This is a genomic window from Ornithinimicrobium avium (assembly GCF_003351765.1).
Classification (GTDB): Bacteria; Actinomycetota; Actinomycetes; order Actinomycetales; family Dermatophilaceae; genus Ornithinicoccus; species Ornithinicoccus avius.
In genome coordinates, this window is sequence record NZ_CP031229.1 from 481,326 (window position 1) to 499,497 (window position 18,172).

Annotated in this window: 12 protein-coding genes; 9 read left to right on the plus strand and 3 right to left on the minus strand. The window is 73.8% G+C overall.

Going from position 1 to position 18,172, the window contains the following annotated elements; genetic code table 11:
* Positions 1 to 65 precede the first annotated feature (65 nt).
* Genes DV701_RS02225 through DV701_RS02260 form a run of 8 tightly spaced genes read left to right on the plus strand, consistent with a single transcriptional unit; the run spans position 66 to position 8,190 of the window.
* On the plus strand, positions 66 to 956 hold the full coding sequence (locus DV701_RS02225) for a dihydrodipicolinate synthase family protein (RefSeq protein ID WP_114926889.1): 891 nt from the start codon (positions 66 to 68) through the stop codon (positions 954 to 956).
* Between the two features lie 3 nt (positions 957 to 959).
* Positions 960 to 2,447: an aldehyde dehydrogenase family protein gene (locus tag DV701_RS02230; protein ID WP_114926890.1), complete on the plus strand. Its 1,488-nt coding sequence runs from the start codon at positions 960 to 962 to the stop codon at positions 2,445 to 2,447.
* Between the two features lie 33 nt (positions 2,448 to 2,480).
* Complete coding sequence (locus DV701_RS02235; protein ID WP_114926891.1) at positions 2,481 to 3,692, plus strand: NAD(P)/FAD-dependent oxidoreductase; 1,212 nt, start codon at positions 2,481 to 2,483, stop codon at positions 3,690 to 3,692.
* Complete coding sequence (locus DV701_RS02240; protein ID WP_114926892.1) at positions 3,689 to 3,946, plus strand: (2Fe-2S)-binding protein; 258 nt, start codon at positions 3,689 to 3,691, stop codon at positions 3,944 to 3,946. The genes DV701_RS02235 and DV701_RS02240 overlap by 4 nt, the downstream gene beginning before the upstream one ends.
* Complete coding sequence (locus DV701_RS19195) at positions 3,943 to 5,415, plus strand: FAD/NAD(P)-dependent oxidoreductase (protein ID WP_324616613.1); 1,473 nt, start codon at positions 3,943 to 3,945, stop codon at positions 5,413 to 5,415. Before DV701_RS02240 ends, DV701_RS19195 begins: the two co-directional genes overlap by 4 nt.
* A gap of 31 nt (positions 5,416 to 5,446) precedes the next feature.
* Positions 5,447 to 6,448: a proline racemase family protein gene (locus DV701_RS02250; protein WP_114926893.1), complete on the plus strand. Its 1,002-nt coding sequence runs from the start codon at positions 5,447 to 5,449 to the stop codon at positions 6,446 to 6,448.
* A gap of 12 nt (positions 6,449 to 6,460) precedes the next feature.
* A complete protein-coding gene (locus tag DV701_RS02255; protein ID WP_114926894.1) occupies positions 6,461 to 7,459 on the plus strand; it encodes a proline racemase family protein in 999 nt (332 codons plus the stop codon).
* A gap of 35 nt (positions 7,460 to 7,494) precedes the next feature.
* Complete coding sequence (locus tag DV701_RS02260) at positions 7,495 to 8,190, plus strand: GntR family transcriptional regulator (protein ID WP_114926895.1); 696 nt, start codon at positions 7,495 to 7,497, stop codon at positions 8,188 to 8,190.
* A gap of 7 nt (positions 8,191 to 8,197) precedes the next feature.
* Here DV701_RS02260 and DV701_RS02265 read toward each other — a convergent pair whose 3' ends face one another.
* From DV701_RS02265 to gltB, 3 genes are all read right to left on the minus strand, one after another.
* Positions 8,198 to 8,872, minus strand: coding sequence for an MBL fold metallo-hydrolase (locus DV701_RS02265; protein ID WP_114926896.1), 675 nt, complete (start codon positions 8,870 to 8,872; stop codon positions 8,198 to 8,200).
* 107 nt (positions 8,873 to 8,979) lie between these two features.
* Positions 8,980 to 10,440, minus strand: a complete 1,461-nt coding sequence (locus DV701_RS02270) for a glutamate synthase subunit beta (protein WP_114926897.1) — start codon at positions 10,438 to 10,440, stop codon at positions 8,980 to 8,982.
* The gene (gene gltB / locus DV701_RS02275) at positions 10,433 to 15,004 is read right to left on the minus strand and encodes a glutamate synthase large subunit (protein WP_114926898.1); all 4,572 of its coding nucleotides are present in this window, start codon (positions 15,002 to 15,004) and stop codon (positions 10,433 to 10,435) included. The genes DV701_RS02270 and gltB overlap by 8 nt, the downstream gene beginning before the upstream one ends.
* A 168-nt stretch (positions 15,005 to 15,172) precedes the next feature.
* Here gltB and uvrA point away from each other — a divergent pair, with 168 nt between their 5' ends.
* The gene (gene uvrA, locus DV701_RS02280; RefSeq protein ID WP_228255172.1) at positions 15,173 to 18,172 is read left to right on the plus strand and encodes an excinuclease ABC subunit UvrA; all 3,000 of its coding nucleotides are present in this window, start codon (positions 15,173 to 15,175) and stop codon (positions 18,170 to 18,172) included.

Genomic DNA, 18,172 nt, shown 5'->3' on the forward strand with positions numbered 1-18,172 from the left:
GGGCACGCCGCTTGGGTAGTATGTAATATTGCACCGAGCGTCAGATCAACAGAGAGGCTGATCCCATGCCACCGACCATGCAGGGCGTCTTCGCGGTGTCCACCACCCCGTTCGGCCCCGACGGCCAGCAGCAGCTCGACGTCCTGGGACGCGGCCTGGAGCGGGCGCTGGCCGCCGGCGTCCACGGCGTCCTGACCCAGGGCGCGACCGGGGAAGCCCTGTCGCTGGACGTCGAGGAGCGCGACGCCCAGGTGCGGGCCACGGTCGAGACCGTGGCCGGCCGGGTGCCGGTCGTCGTCGGCTGCATGGCCTACCGCCCCGAGGACATGCTCGCCCAGGTCCGCGACGCGGCCCGGGCCGGTGCCTCCGCGGCGATGATCACCCCGCCGTTCTACGGGGGGCTGGCGCCCGAGGCGGCGGTCGAGGCGATGGACATCGTGCTGCGCGGCAGCGAGCTGCCGGTGATGGTCTACAACAACCCGCACTCGACCGGGGTCGACCTGCTGCCGGAGCACCTGGCGCGCCTGTCCGGCCGCGACGCCTTCTGGAGCGTCAAGGAGACCTCCGGCGCCGCGACCCGGGTCGCCGAGCTGCGGGCGGAGCTGGGCGAGGACGTGGACGTCTTCGTCGGTGCCGACGGCATCGCCCTGGAGGGCTTCCTGCAGGGCGCCAGCGGCTGGGTGGCGGCCTCGGCCTTCCTCACGCCGGGGCCGTGCGTGCGCCTCTGGGAGCTCGCCCGGTCCGGCGACTGGACGGCGGCCGCCCAGCTGTGGCAGCGGCTGTCGGTGCCGCTGGGACAGATCGAGGGCAGCCCCGCCTTCATCTCCCTGATCAAGCAGGGCCTCGGCCAGCTCGGCCTCGAGCAGGGGCCGGTGCGCCCGCCCCTGCCGACCGCGTCCGAGGAGTCCGTGGCGGCCGTCGTGGCCGCCGTCGCCGCGATCGAGCAGGAGGTCTGACCGATGTCCGAGCGTGGCACCGCCTTCGTCCAGCACGTCCTCGAGGACCAGCTGGGCGTGCACGTCTCCAGCAAGCTGCAGGCCGGCCAGGGCGAGCGGGTCGAGCTGATCAACCCCTCGACGGGGGCACCCATCGGCTCCCTCGCCGGCGCCTCCCCGGCGCAGGTCGACGAGGCCGTCGCGGCCGCCCGTGCGGCCTTCACCACGGCCGGCTGGGCCGACGACGACGCCGGGCGGGCACAGACCCTGCGGCGGCTGGCGGACCTGGTCCACGAGCACGCCGAGGAGATCGCCTACCTCGACGCGCTCGAGGCCGGCAAGGTGCAGCGGCTCAGCGTCGAGGAGGACGTGGCCGACGTCGTGGCCAACCTGCGCTACTTCGCCGACCTGGCCGACCACCACGAGGGGCGTCAGCTGCAGGGCCCCGACGGCTGGGGCTGGGTGCGCGGCATCCCGATCGGCGTCGTCGGCGTCGTCCTGCCGTGGAACTTCCCGATCGCCATGCTCGGCTGGAAGGTCGCCCCGGCGCTGGCGGCCGGCAACACCCTTGTCATCAAGCCGGCCGAGGACTCGGTGCTCAGCGCCCTGTACTTCGGCGAGCTCGCCCGTGAGGCGGGGGTGCCCGACGGTGTCGTCAACGTGCTGGTCGGTGACGGCCCCGGCGTCGGGCAGGCGCTCGGCCTGCACGACGACGTGGACATGCTCACCTTCACCGGCTCCGGGGAGGTCGGACGTCTCTTCCTGGGCTACTCGGCACGGTCGAACCTCAAGCGGGTCTCCCTCGAGCTCGGGGGGCGCGCGGCCTACATCGTCGACTCCGAGCACACCAAGGACCCGGCCGGCATCGCCGAGGACATCGTCGGCGCCGCCTTCGGCAACGCAGGGCAGAACTGCACCGCCACCTCCCGCGTCGTCTTCGTCGGCGACGAGGACGGCTACGAGCAGTTCAGCCAGGCCCTCGCCCGGCAGGCGCTGGCCTTCCCCGTCGGTGACCCGATGGGCCAGGAGGCCGCGATGGGCCCCGTCATCAACGCCGGGGCCAGGGACCGGATCACCACCTGGGTCGAGGAGGCGGTGGCCGCCGGTGCCACCGTGCTCGCGCGCCAGGACGGCCTTCCCGAGGGCGAGGGCTACTGGGTCGCGCCCACCCTCCTGCAGGGCGTGCCGGACAGCGTCGCGCTGGGGACCGGGGAGGTCTTCGGACCGGTCGCGCACGTCATCCGCGTGGACACCCGCGAGGAGGCCGCCGAGCTGGTCAACGGCGAGCCCTACGGGCTGGCCTCCACCGTGTGGTGCGAGGACATCGGCACCGTGAAGTGGTGGACCGAGCAGGTCCGCGTCGGCACCCTGGCCCTCAACGGCTACAGCGAGGGCACCGTCGCCACCCCCTTCGGCGGGCTGCGCCAGTCCGGCTTCTGGGGCCGGGACAACGGACCCGAGGCGCTGGACGGCTACCGGGAGCTGATGACCGTCTGGGTCGCCGCCCCCTGAGCGGGGTCCGGGTCAGCACGGGAGGAGGTGAGCATGCGCGTCGTCGTCGTCGGGGCCGGCATCGTCGGGGCGAGCTGCGCGCTCGCCGCGGCCAGGGCCGGCTGCGAGGTGGTCGTGCTCGAGCGCGGCCAGGTCGGGTCCGGCACGACCAGCCGCGGCGAGGGCAACGTGCTCGTCTCCGACAAGGCGCCCGGGCCCGAGCTCGACCTGGCTCTGGTCAGCCGCTCCACGTGGGGCCGGTGGGCCGAGGAACTGGGCCCGGACCCGTTGGAGTTCGAGCCCAAGGGCGGGGTCGTCGTCGCGACCGCGGCCGACGCGCTCGCCCCGCTCGCGGAGCTGGTCGCGGGGCAGGCCGTGGCCGGCGTGGCCGCGGACGCCGCCGATACCGACGCGCTGCTCGAGCTGGAGCCCCACCTGGCGCCGGACCTGCCGGGCGGGTTCCACTACCCGCAGGACGCGCAGGTGCAGCCGGTGCTCGCCGCCGCCGCGATCCTGGCCGAGGCGGTCCGCCTGGGCGCCGTGCTGCGCGCCGGCGCAGAGGTGGTCGGCGTCCGCCGCCGCGTGGACGCCACGCTGCGGGCGGTCCTGTGCGCCGACGGGGCGGAGGTGGAAGCCGATGCCGTCGTCAACGCCGCCGGCACCTGGGGCGGCCAGGTCGGAGCCGCGCTCGGCGCGCCCGTGCCGGTCCTGCCCCGCAAGGGGCTCATCCTGGTCACCCAGCCGGTCCCGGCGCTGGTGCACCACAAGGTCTACTCCGCGGACTACGTGGCCAACGTGGCCGCCTCCACCGAGGGGCTGGAGACCTCGTGCGTGGTGGAGTCGACGCGCGGCGGCACGGTGCTCATCGGCGCCAGCCGCGAGCGGGTCGGCTTCGACCCCTCCGTGGACCCCGCCACGGTGGCGGTCCTCGCCGCGCAGGCTGTCCGGCTCTTCCCCGTCCTGGAGCAGGTGCAGCTGATGCGCGTCTACCGCGGCTTCCGTCCCTACTGTCCAGACCACCTGCCGGTCATCGGACCCGACCCCAGGGTGCACGGGGTCCTGCACGCCTGCGGTCACGAGGGCGCCGGGGTCGGACTGGCACCCGCCACCGGGGAGCTGGTCGCCGCCCACCTGACCGGTGCGGACCCGATGACCACGCTCGGGATCGACCCCGCGCCCTTCCTGCCCGACCGGCTGCTGGTCGGCGGCGGGTCCGAGGCCGCCGGCAGCGTCGTCGACGGAGCCGGGACGGGAGTCCTGCGATGAGCCCCAGCTTCCAGCTCGACGGGCGGCCGGTGCCGTTCGTGCCGGGGCAGACGGTCGGCGCCGCGCTCGTGGCGTCGGGCCGCACGTCCTGGCGTACGACCCGGCACGAGGGCCGGCCACGGGGCATCTTCTGCGGCATCGGGGTCTGCTTCGACTGCCTGCTCACCGTGGACGGCGTGCCCGACCAGCGGGCCTGCCAGGTGCTCGCCCGCGAGCAGCTGGACGTCAGCACGCCGGAAGGTGAGAATCCGTGACCACCGGTACCGTCCGCGCGACGGCCTCCGGCGCCGCACCCGACGTCGTCGACCTGGTGGTCGTCGGGGCCGGGCCGGCCGGCCTCGCCGCCGCCGCGGTGGCCGTGCTCGGCGGCCTGTCCGTCGCGCTCGTCGACGCAGGCCAGGAGCTCGGCGGCCAGTTCTGGCGCCACCCGCCGCACGGCTCTGCGGTCGGGGATGGCAAGGACCTCCACCACGACCTCCGCAGCTACCGGCAGCTGACCGCCACGGTGCGCGACGCCGCCCGCTCGGGACGCTGCCGGTCGCTCCTGGGGCACCACGTGTGGACGGCCGTGCACCCCGCCCCGGGACAGCACGTCCTCCACCTGGTGGACCGCAGCGCCGGCCCCGGACGGGAGAGCGCCGTGCGGCTCGAGGCGCGGCACGTGGTCCTGGCCACGGGCGCCTACGACCGGCCGCTGCCGTTCCCCGGCTGGGACCTGCCCGGCGTCTACACCGCCGGCGGGCTGCAGGCCCTCCTCAAGGGCGCCGGCGTGCGGGCGGGCTCCCGCGTCGTGGTGGGCGGGACCGGCCCCTTCCTGCTCCCGGTCGCGGCCGGGCTCGCCGCGCGCGGCGCCTCCGTCGTCGTGTGCGAGGCCAACGACCCCCGGCGCTGGGCCGGAGGGGCCGGCGCGGCGCTGGGTCTTCCGGGCAAGCTCGTCGAGGGCGCCGGCTACGCCGCGACCCTCGCCCGGCACCGGGTCCCCGTCCAGCTGCGGCAGGCGGTCACCGCCGCCCACGGCACCGACCGCGTCGAGGCCGTCACGATCTCCCGGCTCGACAGGTCGGGCGCCGTCGTCGCCGGCTCCGGGCGCCGCCTCGAGGCCGACGCCGTCGGTACCGGATGGGGCTTCGTGCCCCAGCTCGACCTCGCCGTGACCCTCGGGGCCGACCTCGTGCCCTCCTGGGGCGGCGACCAGGTGGTGGGCGTCGACCGGTGGCAGCGCACGTCGGTGCCCGGGCTGTCCGCGGCCGGGGAGGTCTGCGGCGTCGGAGGCGCCCGCCTCGCCCTGCGGGAGGGTCAGCTGGCGGCCGAAGGCGTCCTGCGCGACCTCGGCCGGCCCGGCGTCACCGGGGACCGCGGCGTGGTCGCGGTCCGCCGCGAGGTGGCACGGCACCGTCGGTTCGCCGCTGCCATGGCGCACGCCCACCCGGTCCCGGCGGGGTGGACCGGCTGGCTGGAGGACTCCACGACCGTCTGCCGGTGCGAGGAGGTCTGCGCCGGGCAGGTCCGCCGCGCCGTCGCCGACGGCGCGGTGGGCGTGCGCCAGGTCAAGCAGCTGACCCGCGCCGGCATGGGCTGGTGCCAGGGGCGCATGTGCGCCCCCGCGGTCGCCGCGCTCGCCGGTCCTGGCGGCCCGGGCACCGAGGTGCCCGAGCGGCTCGTCGCCACCCCCGTCCCCCTCGGCGTCCTCGCGCGGGGGACGGGGCGGGACCCCATACCCTGATCCCACCGGCCCCCGAAGAGAAGGTCTGACCATGCGCTCCTCCGTCGTCTACCACGCCGTCGACTCGCACACCGAGGGCATGCCCACGCGGGTGATCACCGGCGGCGTCGGCGTGCTGCCCGGCGACACCATGTTCGAGCGCCGCCAGCGGTTCCTCGCCGAGCGCGACGACCTGCGCACGCTGCTCATGTACGAGCCGCGCGGGCACGCCTCGATGAGCGGCGCCATCCTCCAGCCGCCGACCCGGCCGGACGCCGACTACGGCGTGCTCTACATCGAGGTCTCCGGCTGCCTGCCGATGTGCGGCCACGGCACGATGGGGGTGGCCACCGTGCTCGTGGAGACCGGCATGGTGGAGGTGACCGAGCCGGAGACCGTCATCCGGCTGGACACCCCCGCCGGTCTGGTCACCACCAGGGTGCGGGTCGAGGACGGACGGGCGGTGTCGGTCACCCTCGACAACGTGCCCTCCTATTCCCACGCGCTGGACCAGGTCGTGCAGGTGCCCGGGTTCGGCCAGGTGCGCTACGACATCGCCTACGGCGGCAACTTCTACGCCTTCGTCAGGCTGGAGGAGCTGGGCCTGCCCTTCGAACGCGCCGAGAAGCAGCGGCTCCTCGACGCCGGGCTGGCGATCATGGAGGCCGTCAACGAGCAGAACCCCGTGGCCCACCCCGAGAACCCGCAGATCGACGTCTGCCACCACGTCTACCTCGAGGCGCCCGGCTCGACCGCGCAGCACTCCCGGCACGCGATGGCGATCCACCCCGGCTGGTTCGACAGGTCCCCCTGCGGCACCGGCACCAGCGCGCGGCTGGCCCAGCTGCACGCCAGGGGCGAGCTCGAGGTCGGCGCCGAGCTCGTCAACGAGTCCTTCATCGGCTCCCGCTTCACCGGCCGGATCACCGGGCCGACCACCGTCGGCGACCGCACCGGCATCCTGCCGCAGGTCACCGGACGGGCATGGATCACCGGCACCGCGCAGTACATGCTCGACCCCACCGACCCGTTCCCCGCCGGCTTCCTGCTCTGAGGTGAGTGAGCGATGACCTGGCAGACCGTCGACTACCACACGGCGGGGGAACCCTTCCGGATCGTCACCGGCGGCGCACCGCCGCTGCCCGGCGCGACCGTAGCCGAGCGCCGCGCCCGGGCGATCACCGACCCGGACGCCCAGCGCGTGCGCCAGCTGCTGTGCCAGGAGCCTCGCGGCCACGCCGACATGTACGGCGGCTTCCTCGTCCCGCCGGACGACGACGGCGCCCACCTCGGTGTCCTCTTCTGGCACAAGGACGGCTTCTCCACCGCCTGCGGGCACGGGACCATCGCGCTGGCCACGTGGGCCGTGGAGACGGCTCTGGTGCCCCGGACCGCCGACGGTCCGACCGAGGTGGTCGTCGACGTGCCCTCCGGACGGGTGCGTGCCCTGGTGCGCAGCGAGGGGGAGCGGGTCGTGGAGGCCACCTTCGTCAACGTGCCCTCCTGGGTGCGCTCCCGGGGCGTCGAGGTGGTCACCTCCCGCGGGACGGTCCGGGTGGACGTCGCCTTCGGCGGGGCGATGTATGCCGTGCTCCCCGCCTCCGACGTCGGGCTCGACGTCGCTCCGTCGGACTACGCCGACCTCATCGCCCTGGGCCGGCAGATCCGCGACGACCTCAATGCACGCCACGCCGCCGAGCACCCCGAGGACCCCCGGCTGTCCGGGATCTACGGGACGATCTTCACCGCTCCCGGGGAGCACCCGCTGCACCAGCGCAACTGCACCGTCTTCGCCGACGGCGAGGTGGACCGGTCGCCGTGCGGCTCGGGCACCGCGGCCCGGGTGGCGCTGCTCGCCGACGACGGCACGCTCGGAGAGGGGGAGGTCCTCCTGCACGACTCGATCGTCGGGACGCGCTTCGAGGCCCGCGTGCAGGCCCGGACGGTCGTGCACGGCCGGCCGGCCGTGGTGCCCGCGGTGACCGGCAGCGCGTATCGTGTCGCCACCTGCGAGTTCACCGTGGACCCGCACGACCCGGTCGTGCCCGGGTTCGTGCTGCGGTGAGCGGCGCGGCCGGAACGGTGCGAGGAGGGGAGAAGGTGGACCAGACCGACCTCAGCGCGCTCCAGCTGCCCAGCTACGGCGAGCAGGCGAGCCTGCGGGCCCAGATCGCCGAGGCGCTGCGCGCCCTGCTGATCACCGGGCAGATGGCGCCGGGCGAGCTCTACTCGGCCCCCCGGCTCGCGGCGCAGTTCGGGGTGTCCGCGACGCCGGTCCGCGAGGCGATGCTGGACCTGGTCAGCGAGGGCCTGGTCGAGGTGGTGCGCAACAAGGGCTTCCGGGTGACCGCGGTCGGCGACGAGGAGCTGGACGCGATGGCCGAGCTGCGCACCCTCGTGGAGCCGCCGGTCATGGGGATGGTCGCCGAGGCCTGCGAGGGTGCGGTCGCCGAGGCGGTCGAGGCGCTGCGGCCGCTGGCCGCCGAGATCGAGGCCGCGGCGGGGCGCGAGGACCTGGTCAGCTACATCGAGGCCGACACCGAGTTCCACCTGCGCTTCCTGGCCCTGCACGGCAACGACCACGTCGTCTCCACGGTGCGAGACCTGCGCTCGCGATCGCGGCTCTTCGGGCTGAGCCCGCTGATGGAGTCGGGCGTGATCATGCAGCACGTGGCCGAGCACGAGGAGATGGTCGGCCTGGCCCTCGAGCGCGACCGTCCGCGGATGGAGGCGCTCGTGCGGCGGCACATCGGCCACGTGCGCGCCGCCTGGGCAGGACCGCCCGCCCGGGCGTGAGCCCCGCCTACCAGCCGCGCTGCCGCCACTCGTCCAGGTGCGGCCGTTCGGCGCCCACGGTCGTGTTGTCGCCGTGGCCGGGCAGCACGAGCGCGTCGTCGGGGTAGACCCCGAAGATCCGCTCCTCCAGGTCGTCCACGAGCGAGACGAAGTCCTTCGGCGACGTCGTCTTCCCCGGCCCGCCGGGGAAGAGGCTGTCCCCGGTGAGGATCACGGTCTGCGGCACGTCTCCGGCCGCGGTCAGCGACACCGCCACCGAGCCGGGGGTGTGGCCGCGCAGCGCGACGACGTCCAGCAGCAGGCTGCCCACCATCACGGCGTCGCCGTCCTGCAGGCGCCGGTCGACCCGGACGGGCAGCTCGTCGGCGTCGTCCGCGCCGGCGAGCGTGCGGGCACCCGTGCGGTCCGCCACCTCGGCCAGCGCCCGGTGGTGGTCCCAGTGCCGGTGCGTGGTGAGGACCTGGGCCAGCTCCTGGTCGCCACCGGTCTCGGTCAGCAGCTCCATGATGCGCCCGGCGTCGTCCGCCGCGTCCACGAGCAGCCGCTCGCCGGTGGCCGTGCACGTCAGCAGGTAGACGTTGTTGTCCATCTCCGAGACGGACAGCTTGTCCAGCACCGCGCCCGGCAGCTCCAGCCGCCAGACGGGGCCGCCGGGGGTCACGTGACCGGCGAGATCGCTCATGCGCAGAGTCTACGCAGCGGCCGGCCCGCGCCCGGGCGCGCTCACCCGGCCGCCCGGGGACCGCTCACCCGGCCGCCCGGGGACCGCACACCCGGCCGCCGCCGCCCTCACACCGTCAGGGGCCGGTCGGTCGGCCGGATCGGCGCGGGCAGCGTCGTCGACCCGGTCAGGTAGCGGTCGACGGCCGCCGCGCACGCCCTCCCCTCGGCGATCGCCCAGACGATGAGCGACTGCCCGCGCCCGCAGTCGCCTGCGGCGAAGACTCCCTCGAGCGGTGTGGCGAAGTCCGCGTCCCGCTCGTAGGTGTTCTGCGGCGTGCGGGGCAGCACCTGCGCCGGCGCCGCGGTCCCGTCCGGTCCGACGAAGCCCATCGCCAGCAGGACCAGCTGCGCCGGCAGCTCCCGCTCGGTGCCCTCCACCAGCTCGACCCGGCCGTCGACGAGCCGGGCGTCGGCCAGCCGCAGCGCGCGCACCCGCCCGTCCTCGTCCCCGAGCACCTCCACGGTCGAGACGCCGTAGCTGCGCTCGCCGCCCTCCTCGTGGGCGGTGGTGACCTTGTAGAGCATCGGGTAGGTCGGCCAGGGCTGGTGCGCGGGGCGCTCGGTCGGCGGGGTCGGCAGGATCTCCAGCTGGGTCACGCTGCGGGCACCGTGCCGGTGGGCGGTGCCCAGGCAGTCCGCGCCGGTGTCGCCGCCGCCCACGATGACCACGTCCCTGCCGGCCGCGTCGATGCCGCGCTCCGCGCCGAGGGCCTCCCGGTTGGCCGGGACGAGGTAGTCCATCGCCGGGTGCACGCCGTCCAGCCCGGCTCCGGGGACCTGCAGCAGCCGGGGCACGGTCGACCCGGTCGCCAGCACCACGGCGTCGAATCGCTCGCGCAGGTCGGCCAGGCTCGGGTCGCCCGGCCCGTCCCCGCCGACGGTGACGCCGGTGACGAAGCGGATGCCCTCCCCCCGCAGCTGCACCAGCCGACGGTCGACCACCGACTTCTCCATCTTGAACTCGGGTATGCCGTAGCGCAGCAGCCCGCCCACCGCGTCGGCCCGCTCGTGCACGACGACCGTGTGCCCGGCGCGGCCGAGCTGCTGGGCGACGGCCAGGCCGGCCGGCCCGGACCCGACGACGGCCACGGTGCGGCCGCTGAGCCACTCCGGCTCCCTGGGCGTCACCCGGCCGTTGGAGAAGGCACGGTCGACGATGGAGACCTCGATCTGCTTGATCGTCACCGGCTGCTGGTTGATGCCGAGCACGCAGGCGGTCTCGCAGGGCGCCGGGCACAGCCGCCCGGTGAACTCCGGGAAGTTGTTCGTCGCGTGCAGCCGCTCGATCGCGTCGGCGAAGTTGGCCCGGCGGGTCAGGTCGTTCCACTCCGGGATCAGGTTGCCCAGGGGGCAGCCGGTGTGGCAGAACGGGATCCCGCAGTCCATGCAGCGCGAGGCCTGGCGGCGCAGCACCGAGGTGTCCTGCTGCTCGTGCACCTCCTTCCAGTCCATGATCCGGACCGGAACGGGCCGGCTGGGCCGGTCCTCGCGCTCGCGGTGGGTGAGGAAGCCTCGTGGGTCAGCCATGGGAGTCCTCCAGGATCAGCTGCCAGGCGTGGGGGCCGTCGGGGTCCAGGCCGCGCTGCGCGACCTCCTCGCGGATGCGGAGCACGCTGGCGTACTGCCGCGGGGTGATGACGGTGACGCGGTCGGGCAGCTCGTCGTCCGCGAGCAGCCCACGGGCGACCTCGCTGCCGGTGAGCTCGAGGTGCTCGGCGACCAGCGCCCGCACCTCGTCCACGTGCCCGGTCTCCCGCAGCGGGGCCAGCAGCAGGTCGTCGCGGGAGAGGGCCAGCGGGTTCATCCGGGCGGGGTCGAGGTCGAGCACGTAGGCTGTGCCGCCGGACATCCCGGCGCCCACGTTGCGCCCGGTCGGACCGAGGATCAGCGCCCGCCCGCCGGTCATGTACTCCAGCGCGTGGTCCCCGACGCCCTCCACGACGGCGGTCGCGCCGGAGTTGCGCACGCAGAAGCGCTCACCGACGACGCCGCGCAGGTTGACCTGGCCCGACGTCGCCCCGTAGCAGACGACGTTGCCGGCGATCGCCTGCTCGGCGGCGACGAACGGTGCCTCGGCCGGCGGCCGCACGACGATCCGTCCTCCGGACAGGCCCTTGCCGACGAAGTCGTTGGCGTCCCCGACCAGGTCCAGCGTCACCCCGCGCGGGAGGAAGGCCCCCAGAGACTGGCCGGCGGACCCCGTCAGGGTCAGCTCGACCGTCCCGTCCGGCAGCCCCTCGGGCCCGGCCGCGACCGTGACGTGGTGGCCCAGGAGCGTGCCGAGGGTGCGGTTGACGTTGGTCACCGCGAAGGACGCACGCACCTGGGTGCCGTCCTCCAGGGCCGGAGCGGCCGCCGCGAGGAACTCGTTGTCCAGCGCGGCCGCCAGCCCGTGGTCCTGGTCGACGGTATGCCGTCGCGCCGCCCCCTCGGGCAGGTCCGGCACGTGCAGCAGCGGGGAGAGGTCGAGACCCTGCGCCTTCCAGTGGTCGACCGCCGCGGAGGCGTCGAGCAGGTCCGCCCGGCCGACCACCTCCTCGATGCTGCGGTAGCCCAGGGAGGCGAGGAGCTCGCGGACCTGCTGGGCCACATACTCGAAGAAGGTGATCACGAACTCGGCCCTGCCCGTGTAGCGCTCGCGCAGCTCGGGGTTCTGGGTGGCCACGCCGACGGGGCAGGTGTCCAGGTGGCACACGCGCATCATGATGCAGCCGGAGACCACGAGGGGAGCGGTGGCGAAGCCGAACTCCTCGGCGCCCAGCAGCGCCGCGACGAGCACGTCCCGGCCGGTCTTGAGCTGGCCGTCGCACTGGACCACGATCCGCTCGCGCAGCCCGTTGACGAGCAGGGTCTGCTGCGCCTCGGCCAGCCCGAGCTCCCAGGGGGTGCCGGCGTGCTTGAGCGAGGTCAGCGGGCTGGCGCCGGTCCCGCCGTCGTGCCCGGAGATCAGCACGACGTCAGACTTGGCCTTGGCCACGCCGGCGGCGACCGTCCCCACCCCGACCTGGCTGACCAGCTTGACGTGGATCCGCGCCCGGGGGTTGGCGTTCTTGAGGTCGTGGATGAGCTGCTTGAGGTCCTCGATCGAGTAGATGTCGTGGTGCGGAGGGGGAGAGATGAGGCCGACCCCGGGTGTCGAGTGCCGGGTGCGCGCCACCCACGGGTAGACCTTGCCCGGCGGCAGCTGGCCGCCCTCGCCGGGCTTGGCACCCTGGGCCATCTTGATCTGGATGTCGTCGGCGTGGGTGAGGTAGGCGGAGGTGACCCCGAACCGTCCCGAGGCCACCTGCTTGATCGCCGATCGGCGCTCCGGGTCGAGGAGGCGGTCGACGTCCTCGCCGCCCTCGCCGGTGTTGGACCTGCCCCCCAGCCGGTTCATCGCGACCGCGAGGGTCTCGTGGGCCTCCTGGGAGATCGAGCCGTAGCTCATCGCCCCGGTGGCGAACCGCCTGACGATCTCGCTGACCGGCTCGACCTCGTCGACGTCGACCGGCTCGCGGTCCGGCCGCAGCGAGAAGAGGCCGCGCAGCGTCATCAGCCGCTCGGACTGGTCGTCGACGAGCCGGGCGTACTGCTGGAAGACGTCGTAGCGCTGCTCGCGCGTGGAGTGCTGCAGCCGGAAGACCGCCTCCGGGCTGAACAGGTGCGGCGGGCCCTCGCGGCGCCACTGGTACTCCCCGCCGATGTCGAGGGTGCGGTGGTCGGGGCTGATCCCCGAGAGGGGGTATGCCGTGGCGTGCCGCTGCGCGACCTCCTCGGCGAGGACGTCCAGGCCGACGCCGTCGATCTGGGTGGTCGTTCCGGCGAACCAGCGGTCCACCAGGGTCCGGGCGAGGCCGACGGCCTCGAAGGTCTGTGCCCCGCGGTAGGAGGCGAGGGTGGAGATGCCCATCTTGGACATGACCTTCAGCACGCCCTTGCCCAGCGCCGTGATCAGGTTGGCGATCGCCACGTCCGGGTCGAGGCCGTCCAGCTGCTTGCCCGAGGAGCACAGGTTCTCGACCGTCTCCATCGCCAGGTAGGGGTTGACCGCGGCGGCGCCGTAGGCGACCAGGGTGGCCACGTGGTGCACCTCGCGGACGTCACCGGCCTCGACGAGCAGGCCGACCCGGGTGCGGGTGTTGTCGCGGACGAGGTGGTGGTGGACGGCGCTGGTGAGCAGCAGCGACGGGATCGGCGCGTGCTCCCGGTCGGCGTGCCGGTCGGAGAGGACGACGAAGAAGGCGCCCCTGGCGACCGCCTCGTCGACCTCCCGGCAGATCTCCTCCAGCCGTTCCTGGAGCGCCGCCGCGCCGCCGTCGACCCGGTAGAGACCGCGCACCACCACCGCACCGAGGTCGTGGTGCCCCTCGACGTTGAGCCGCCGCAGCTGGGCCAGCTGGTCGTTGTCGATCACGGGGAAGTCGAGGACGACCTGCCGCGCGTGGGCGGGCGTCTCCGCGAGCAGGTTGGGCTCGGGCCCGGACGAGCCGGTCAACGAGGTGACGATCTCCTCGCGGATGGCGTCCAGCGGCGGGTTGGTCACCTGCGCGAACGCCTCGACGAAGTAGTCGAAGAGCAGCCGTGGCCGGTCCGAGATCGCCGCGACCGGGGTGTCGGTGCCCATCGCGCCGAGCGGCTCGGCGCCGGCCTGCGCCATCGGGGCCAGGATGATGCGCAGCTCCTCCTCGGTGTAGCCGAAGATCTGCTGGCGGCGGGTCACCGAGGCGTGCGTGTGCCGCACGTGGACCGGCTCGGGCAGGCTCTCCAGCCGGACCAGGTTGGCGTCCAGCCACTCCCGGTAGGGCTGCCGGGCCGCCAGGTCACGCTTGAGCTGCTGGTCGTCGACGATCTCGCCGCGCCCCACGTCGACGAGGAACATCCGGCCGGGCATGACCCGGCCCTTGCGCACCACCCGCTCGTCGGGCAGCGGCAGCAGCCCGGACTCCGAGCCCAGCACGACGAGGCCGTCGTCGGTGACCCAGTAGCGGGAGGGCCGCAGCCCGTTGCGGTCCAGCACCGAGCCGACCAGGGTGCCGTCGGTGAACACCAGGTTGGCCGGGCCGTCCCACGGCTCCATGAGCATCGAGTGGTACTCGTAGAAGGCGCGCACGTCGGGGTCCAGGTCGGCGTTGTTCTCCCACGCCTCGGGGACCATCATCAGCACCGCGTGCGGCAGCGACCGTCCGCCCAGGTGCAGCAGCTCGAGCACCTCGTCGAAGGTGGCCGAGTCGCTGGCGCCCGGAGTGCAGACCGGCAGCGCGTCGGCCAGCGGGCCGGGGAAGAGGTCGCTGCTCAGCTGCGACTCGCGGGCGTTCATCCAGTTGCGGTTGCCGCGCACCGTGTTGATCTCGCCGTTGTGCGCGACGAGCCGGTAGGGGTGCGCCAGCGGCCACGACGGGAAGGTGTTGGTCGAGAAGCGGGAGTGCACCACGGCCAGGGCGCTGGCGTAGCGCTCGTCGAGCAGGTCGGGGAAGACGCGGGGGAGCTGGTCGGTGGTCAGCATCCCTTTGTAGGTGAGGGTCCGGGTGGACAGCGAGACGGGGTATGCGGTGGTGCGCCGCTCGATCCGCTTGCGGCACAGCCAGGCGCGCCGCTCGAGGGCCGGGCCGGTCTCGCCCGCGGCGTCCCCGTCGCCGGTCACGACCAGCTGGCGCAGGACCGGCATGGCCGAGCGCGCGGTCGGGCCGATCATGTCGGTGACGACAGGGACGTCGCGCCAGCCCAGCACGCGAAGCCCGGACCCGGCGACGATCTGCTCGACCTGGTCCGCGACCTCGTCGGCGGTGCCGTCGGCGGGCAGGAAGAGGATGCCCACCGCATACCCGCCCTGCTCGGGCAGCTCGAAGGGCAGGACCGCGCGCAGGAACGCGCCGGGGACCTGGGTGGTGATGCCTGCCCCGTCGCCGGTGTTCTCCTCGGCGCCGACCGCGCCGCGGTGGTCCAGGTTGTGCAGGGCGGTGAGCGCCTGGGTGACGACGGAGTGCCGCGGCTCGCCGTCGAGGCGGGCCACGAACGCCACGCCGCAGGCGTCGTGCTCGTGGGTGCCGTCGTAGAGGCCCTGCGCGGGACGGCCGGGGACGGGGCGGAGCGCGTGCGCGGACTCGGTCATGGGTCGCCGTTCTGGGAGGGGCAGCCGGGGGAGGTGCCGGGCGGGGCGGCACGTGCGGGGCTGCGGTGACCCGACGCGAGGGGTGGGTGGACAGCATACATATGCAGAGGTCTGCATGGAACCCCTTTCGCGGTCGGGTGTGTCGGTCCGGCGACCTAGAGTGGTCGGGTGCGATCTTCTGCGTCCGTCCCGTCCCCGAGCCTGCGACCGCGTCACGACCGGATCCAGGTCCGGGGTGCCCGCGAGCACAACCTGCAGAACGTCTCGGTCGACATCCCCCGCGACGCCCTCGTCGTGTTCACCGGGCTGTCGGGCTCGGGCAAGTCCAGCCTGGCCTTCGACACCATCTTCGCCGAGGGTCAGCGCCGCTACGTCGAGTCGCTGTCCGCCTACGCCCGGATGTTCCTGGGACAGATGGACAAGCCCGACGTCGACTTCATCGAGGGCCTGTCGCCGGCGGTCTCGATCGACCAGAAGTCGACCAACCGCAACCCGCGCTCGACGGTGGGGACGATCACCGAGGTCTACGACTACCTCCGGCTGCTCTACGCCCGGGTGGGGCGCCCGCACTGCCCGGTCTGCGGGGAGCCGGTCGAGCGGCAGACCACCCAGCAGATCGTCGACCGGCTGCTGGAGCTGCCCGGCGGCACCCGCTTCCAGCTGCTCGCGCCGGTCGTGCGCGGGCGCAAGGGCGAGTTCGTCGACCTCTTCGCCGAGCTGCAGGCCTCCGGCTTCGCCCGGGCCCGGGTGGACGGCGAGGTGGTCCAGCTCAGCGCGCCGCCGACCCTGGAGAAGCAGCGCAAGCACACCATCGAGGTGGTCGTCGACCGGCTCGTGGCCAAGGACGCCGTCGACGGCGTGCCCGACCCGGCGCACCTGCGCCGGCTGACCGACTCGGTGGAGACCGCGCTGCGGCTGACCGACGGCATCGTGGTGGCGGAGTTCGTCGACGCGGCCCCCGCCGGCGGGGGGAGCGCCGATCGGCCGGCGCCGGTCGACGCGGAGGGCCGCCCGCTGCCGCACGAGCGCCGCTTCTCCGAGCGGATGGCCTGCCCGAACGAGCACCCGCTCAGCCTCGACGAGCTCGAGCCGCGCAGCTTCTCCTTCAACAGCCCGTTCGGGGCCTGCGCGGAGTGCACCGGCATCGGCTCCGAGCTCGAGGTCGACCCCGAGCTGGTGATCCGCGGCGAGGACACCTCCATCCTCGAGGGCGCGATCATCCCCTGGTCCACCACCGCCGGGCTCAACGACTACTACAAGCGCGTGCTCGGCGGCCTCGCCGAGGACCTGAAGTTCCGCCTCGACGTGCCCTGGCGCCAGCTGCCCGGCCGGGCCCGCGACGCGATCCTGCACGGCTACAAGCACAAGGTGCACGTGCGCTACCGCAACCGCTTCGGCCGCGAGCGCAGCTACTCCACCGGCTTCGAGGGCGTCGTGCCCTACGTCAAGCGCAAGCACGCCGAGACGGAGTCCGAGAGCAGCCGGGAGCGCTACGAGGGGTTCATGCGCCGGGTGCCCTGCCCGGCGTGCAAGGGCGCCCGGCTCAAGCCGGAGATCCTTGCGGTGCTCGTGGGCGGGCGCAGCATCGCGCAGGTGTGCGAGCTGCCCATCGACGAGTGCGCGCAGTTCCTCTCCGGGGTCGACTACACCGAGCGCGAGCTGACGATCGCCGGCCAGGTCAACCGGGAGATCGCCGCCCGGCTGGGCTTCCTGCTCGACGTCGGCCTGGACTACCTGACGCTGGCACGGCCGGCGGGGACGCTCTCCGGCGGGGAGGCCCAGCGCATCCGCCTGGCCACCCAGATCGGCTCGGGCCTGGTCGGCGTGCTCTACGTCCTGGACGAGCCCAGCATCGGGCTGCACCAGCGCGACAACCACCGGCTCATCGAGACGCTGACCCGGCTGCGCGACCTGGGCAACACGCTCATCGTCGTGGAGCACGACGAGGACACGATCAGCACCGCCGACTGGGTCGTCGACATCGGCCCGGGCGCGGGGGAGCACGGCGGGCACGTCGTGCACAGCGGCTCGGTGGAGGGTCTGGTCAACCACCCGACCTCGCTGACCGGCATGTACCTCTCCGGCCGCCGCTCCATCCCGGTGCCCGCCCAGCGGCGCCCCCAGGACGGGCGGTGGGTGACGGTCCGGGGCGCCCGCGAGAACAACCTGCGCAACATCGACGTCTCCTTCCCGCTGGGCAACCTCGTCGCGGTCACGGGGGTGTCGGGCTCGGGCAAGTCGACGCTGGTCAACGACATCCTCTACCACGTGCTGGCCAACCAGCTCAACGGCGCCCGGCACGTGCCCGGGCGGCACCGGCGGGTCGAGGGCCTGGACCAGCTGGACAAGGTCGTGCACGTGGACCAGAGCCCGATCGGACGGACCCCCCGCAGCAACCCGGCCACCTACACCGGCGTCTTCGACCACGTCCGCAAGCTCTTCGCCGGCACGCAGGAGGCGAAGGTCCGCGGCTACCTGCCCGGCCGGTTCTCCTTCAACGTCAAGGGCGGCCGCTGCGAGGCGTGCTCCGGCGACGGCACGCTGAAGATCGAGATGAACTTCCTGCCCGACGTCTACGTGCCGTGCGAGGTGTGCCACGGGGCCCGCTACAACCGCGAGACCCTCGAGGTGCGCTTCAAGGGCAAGACGATCGCCGACGTGCTCGACATGCCGATCGAGGAGGCCGCGGAGTTCTTCGCGGCGGTGCCGGTTATCAGCCGCCACCTGACCACGCTGGTCCAGGTGGGGCTGGGCTACGTCCGGCTCGGCCAGCCGGCCACCACGCTCTCCGGCGGCGAGGCGCAGCGAGTCAAGCTCGCCTCCGAGCTGCAGAAGCGCTCCACCGGCCGGACGATCTACGTGCTCGACGAGCCCACCACCGGGCTGCACTTCGAGGACATCGGACGGCTGCTCGGCGTGCTGCAGGGGCTGGTGGACAAGGGCAACACCGTGCTCGTCATCGAGCACAACCTCGACGTCATCAAGAGCTCGGACTGGGTCGTCGACCTCGGTCCGGAGGGCGGTGGCGGCGGGGGTACCGTCGTGGTGGAGGGCAGCCCGGAGCAGGTGGCCACCCACCCCACCAGCCACACCGGACGGTTCCTGGCCCCCGCCCTCGGCATCGACCGGGACCAGGAGGCACCCACGACCCGGCGCACGAGCGCCTGA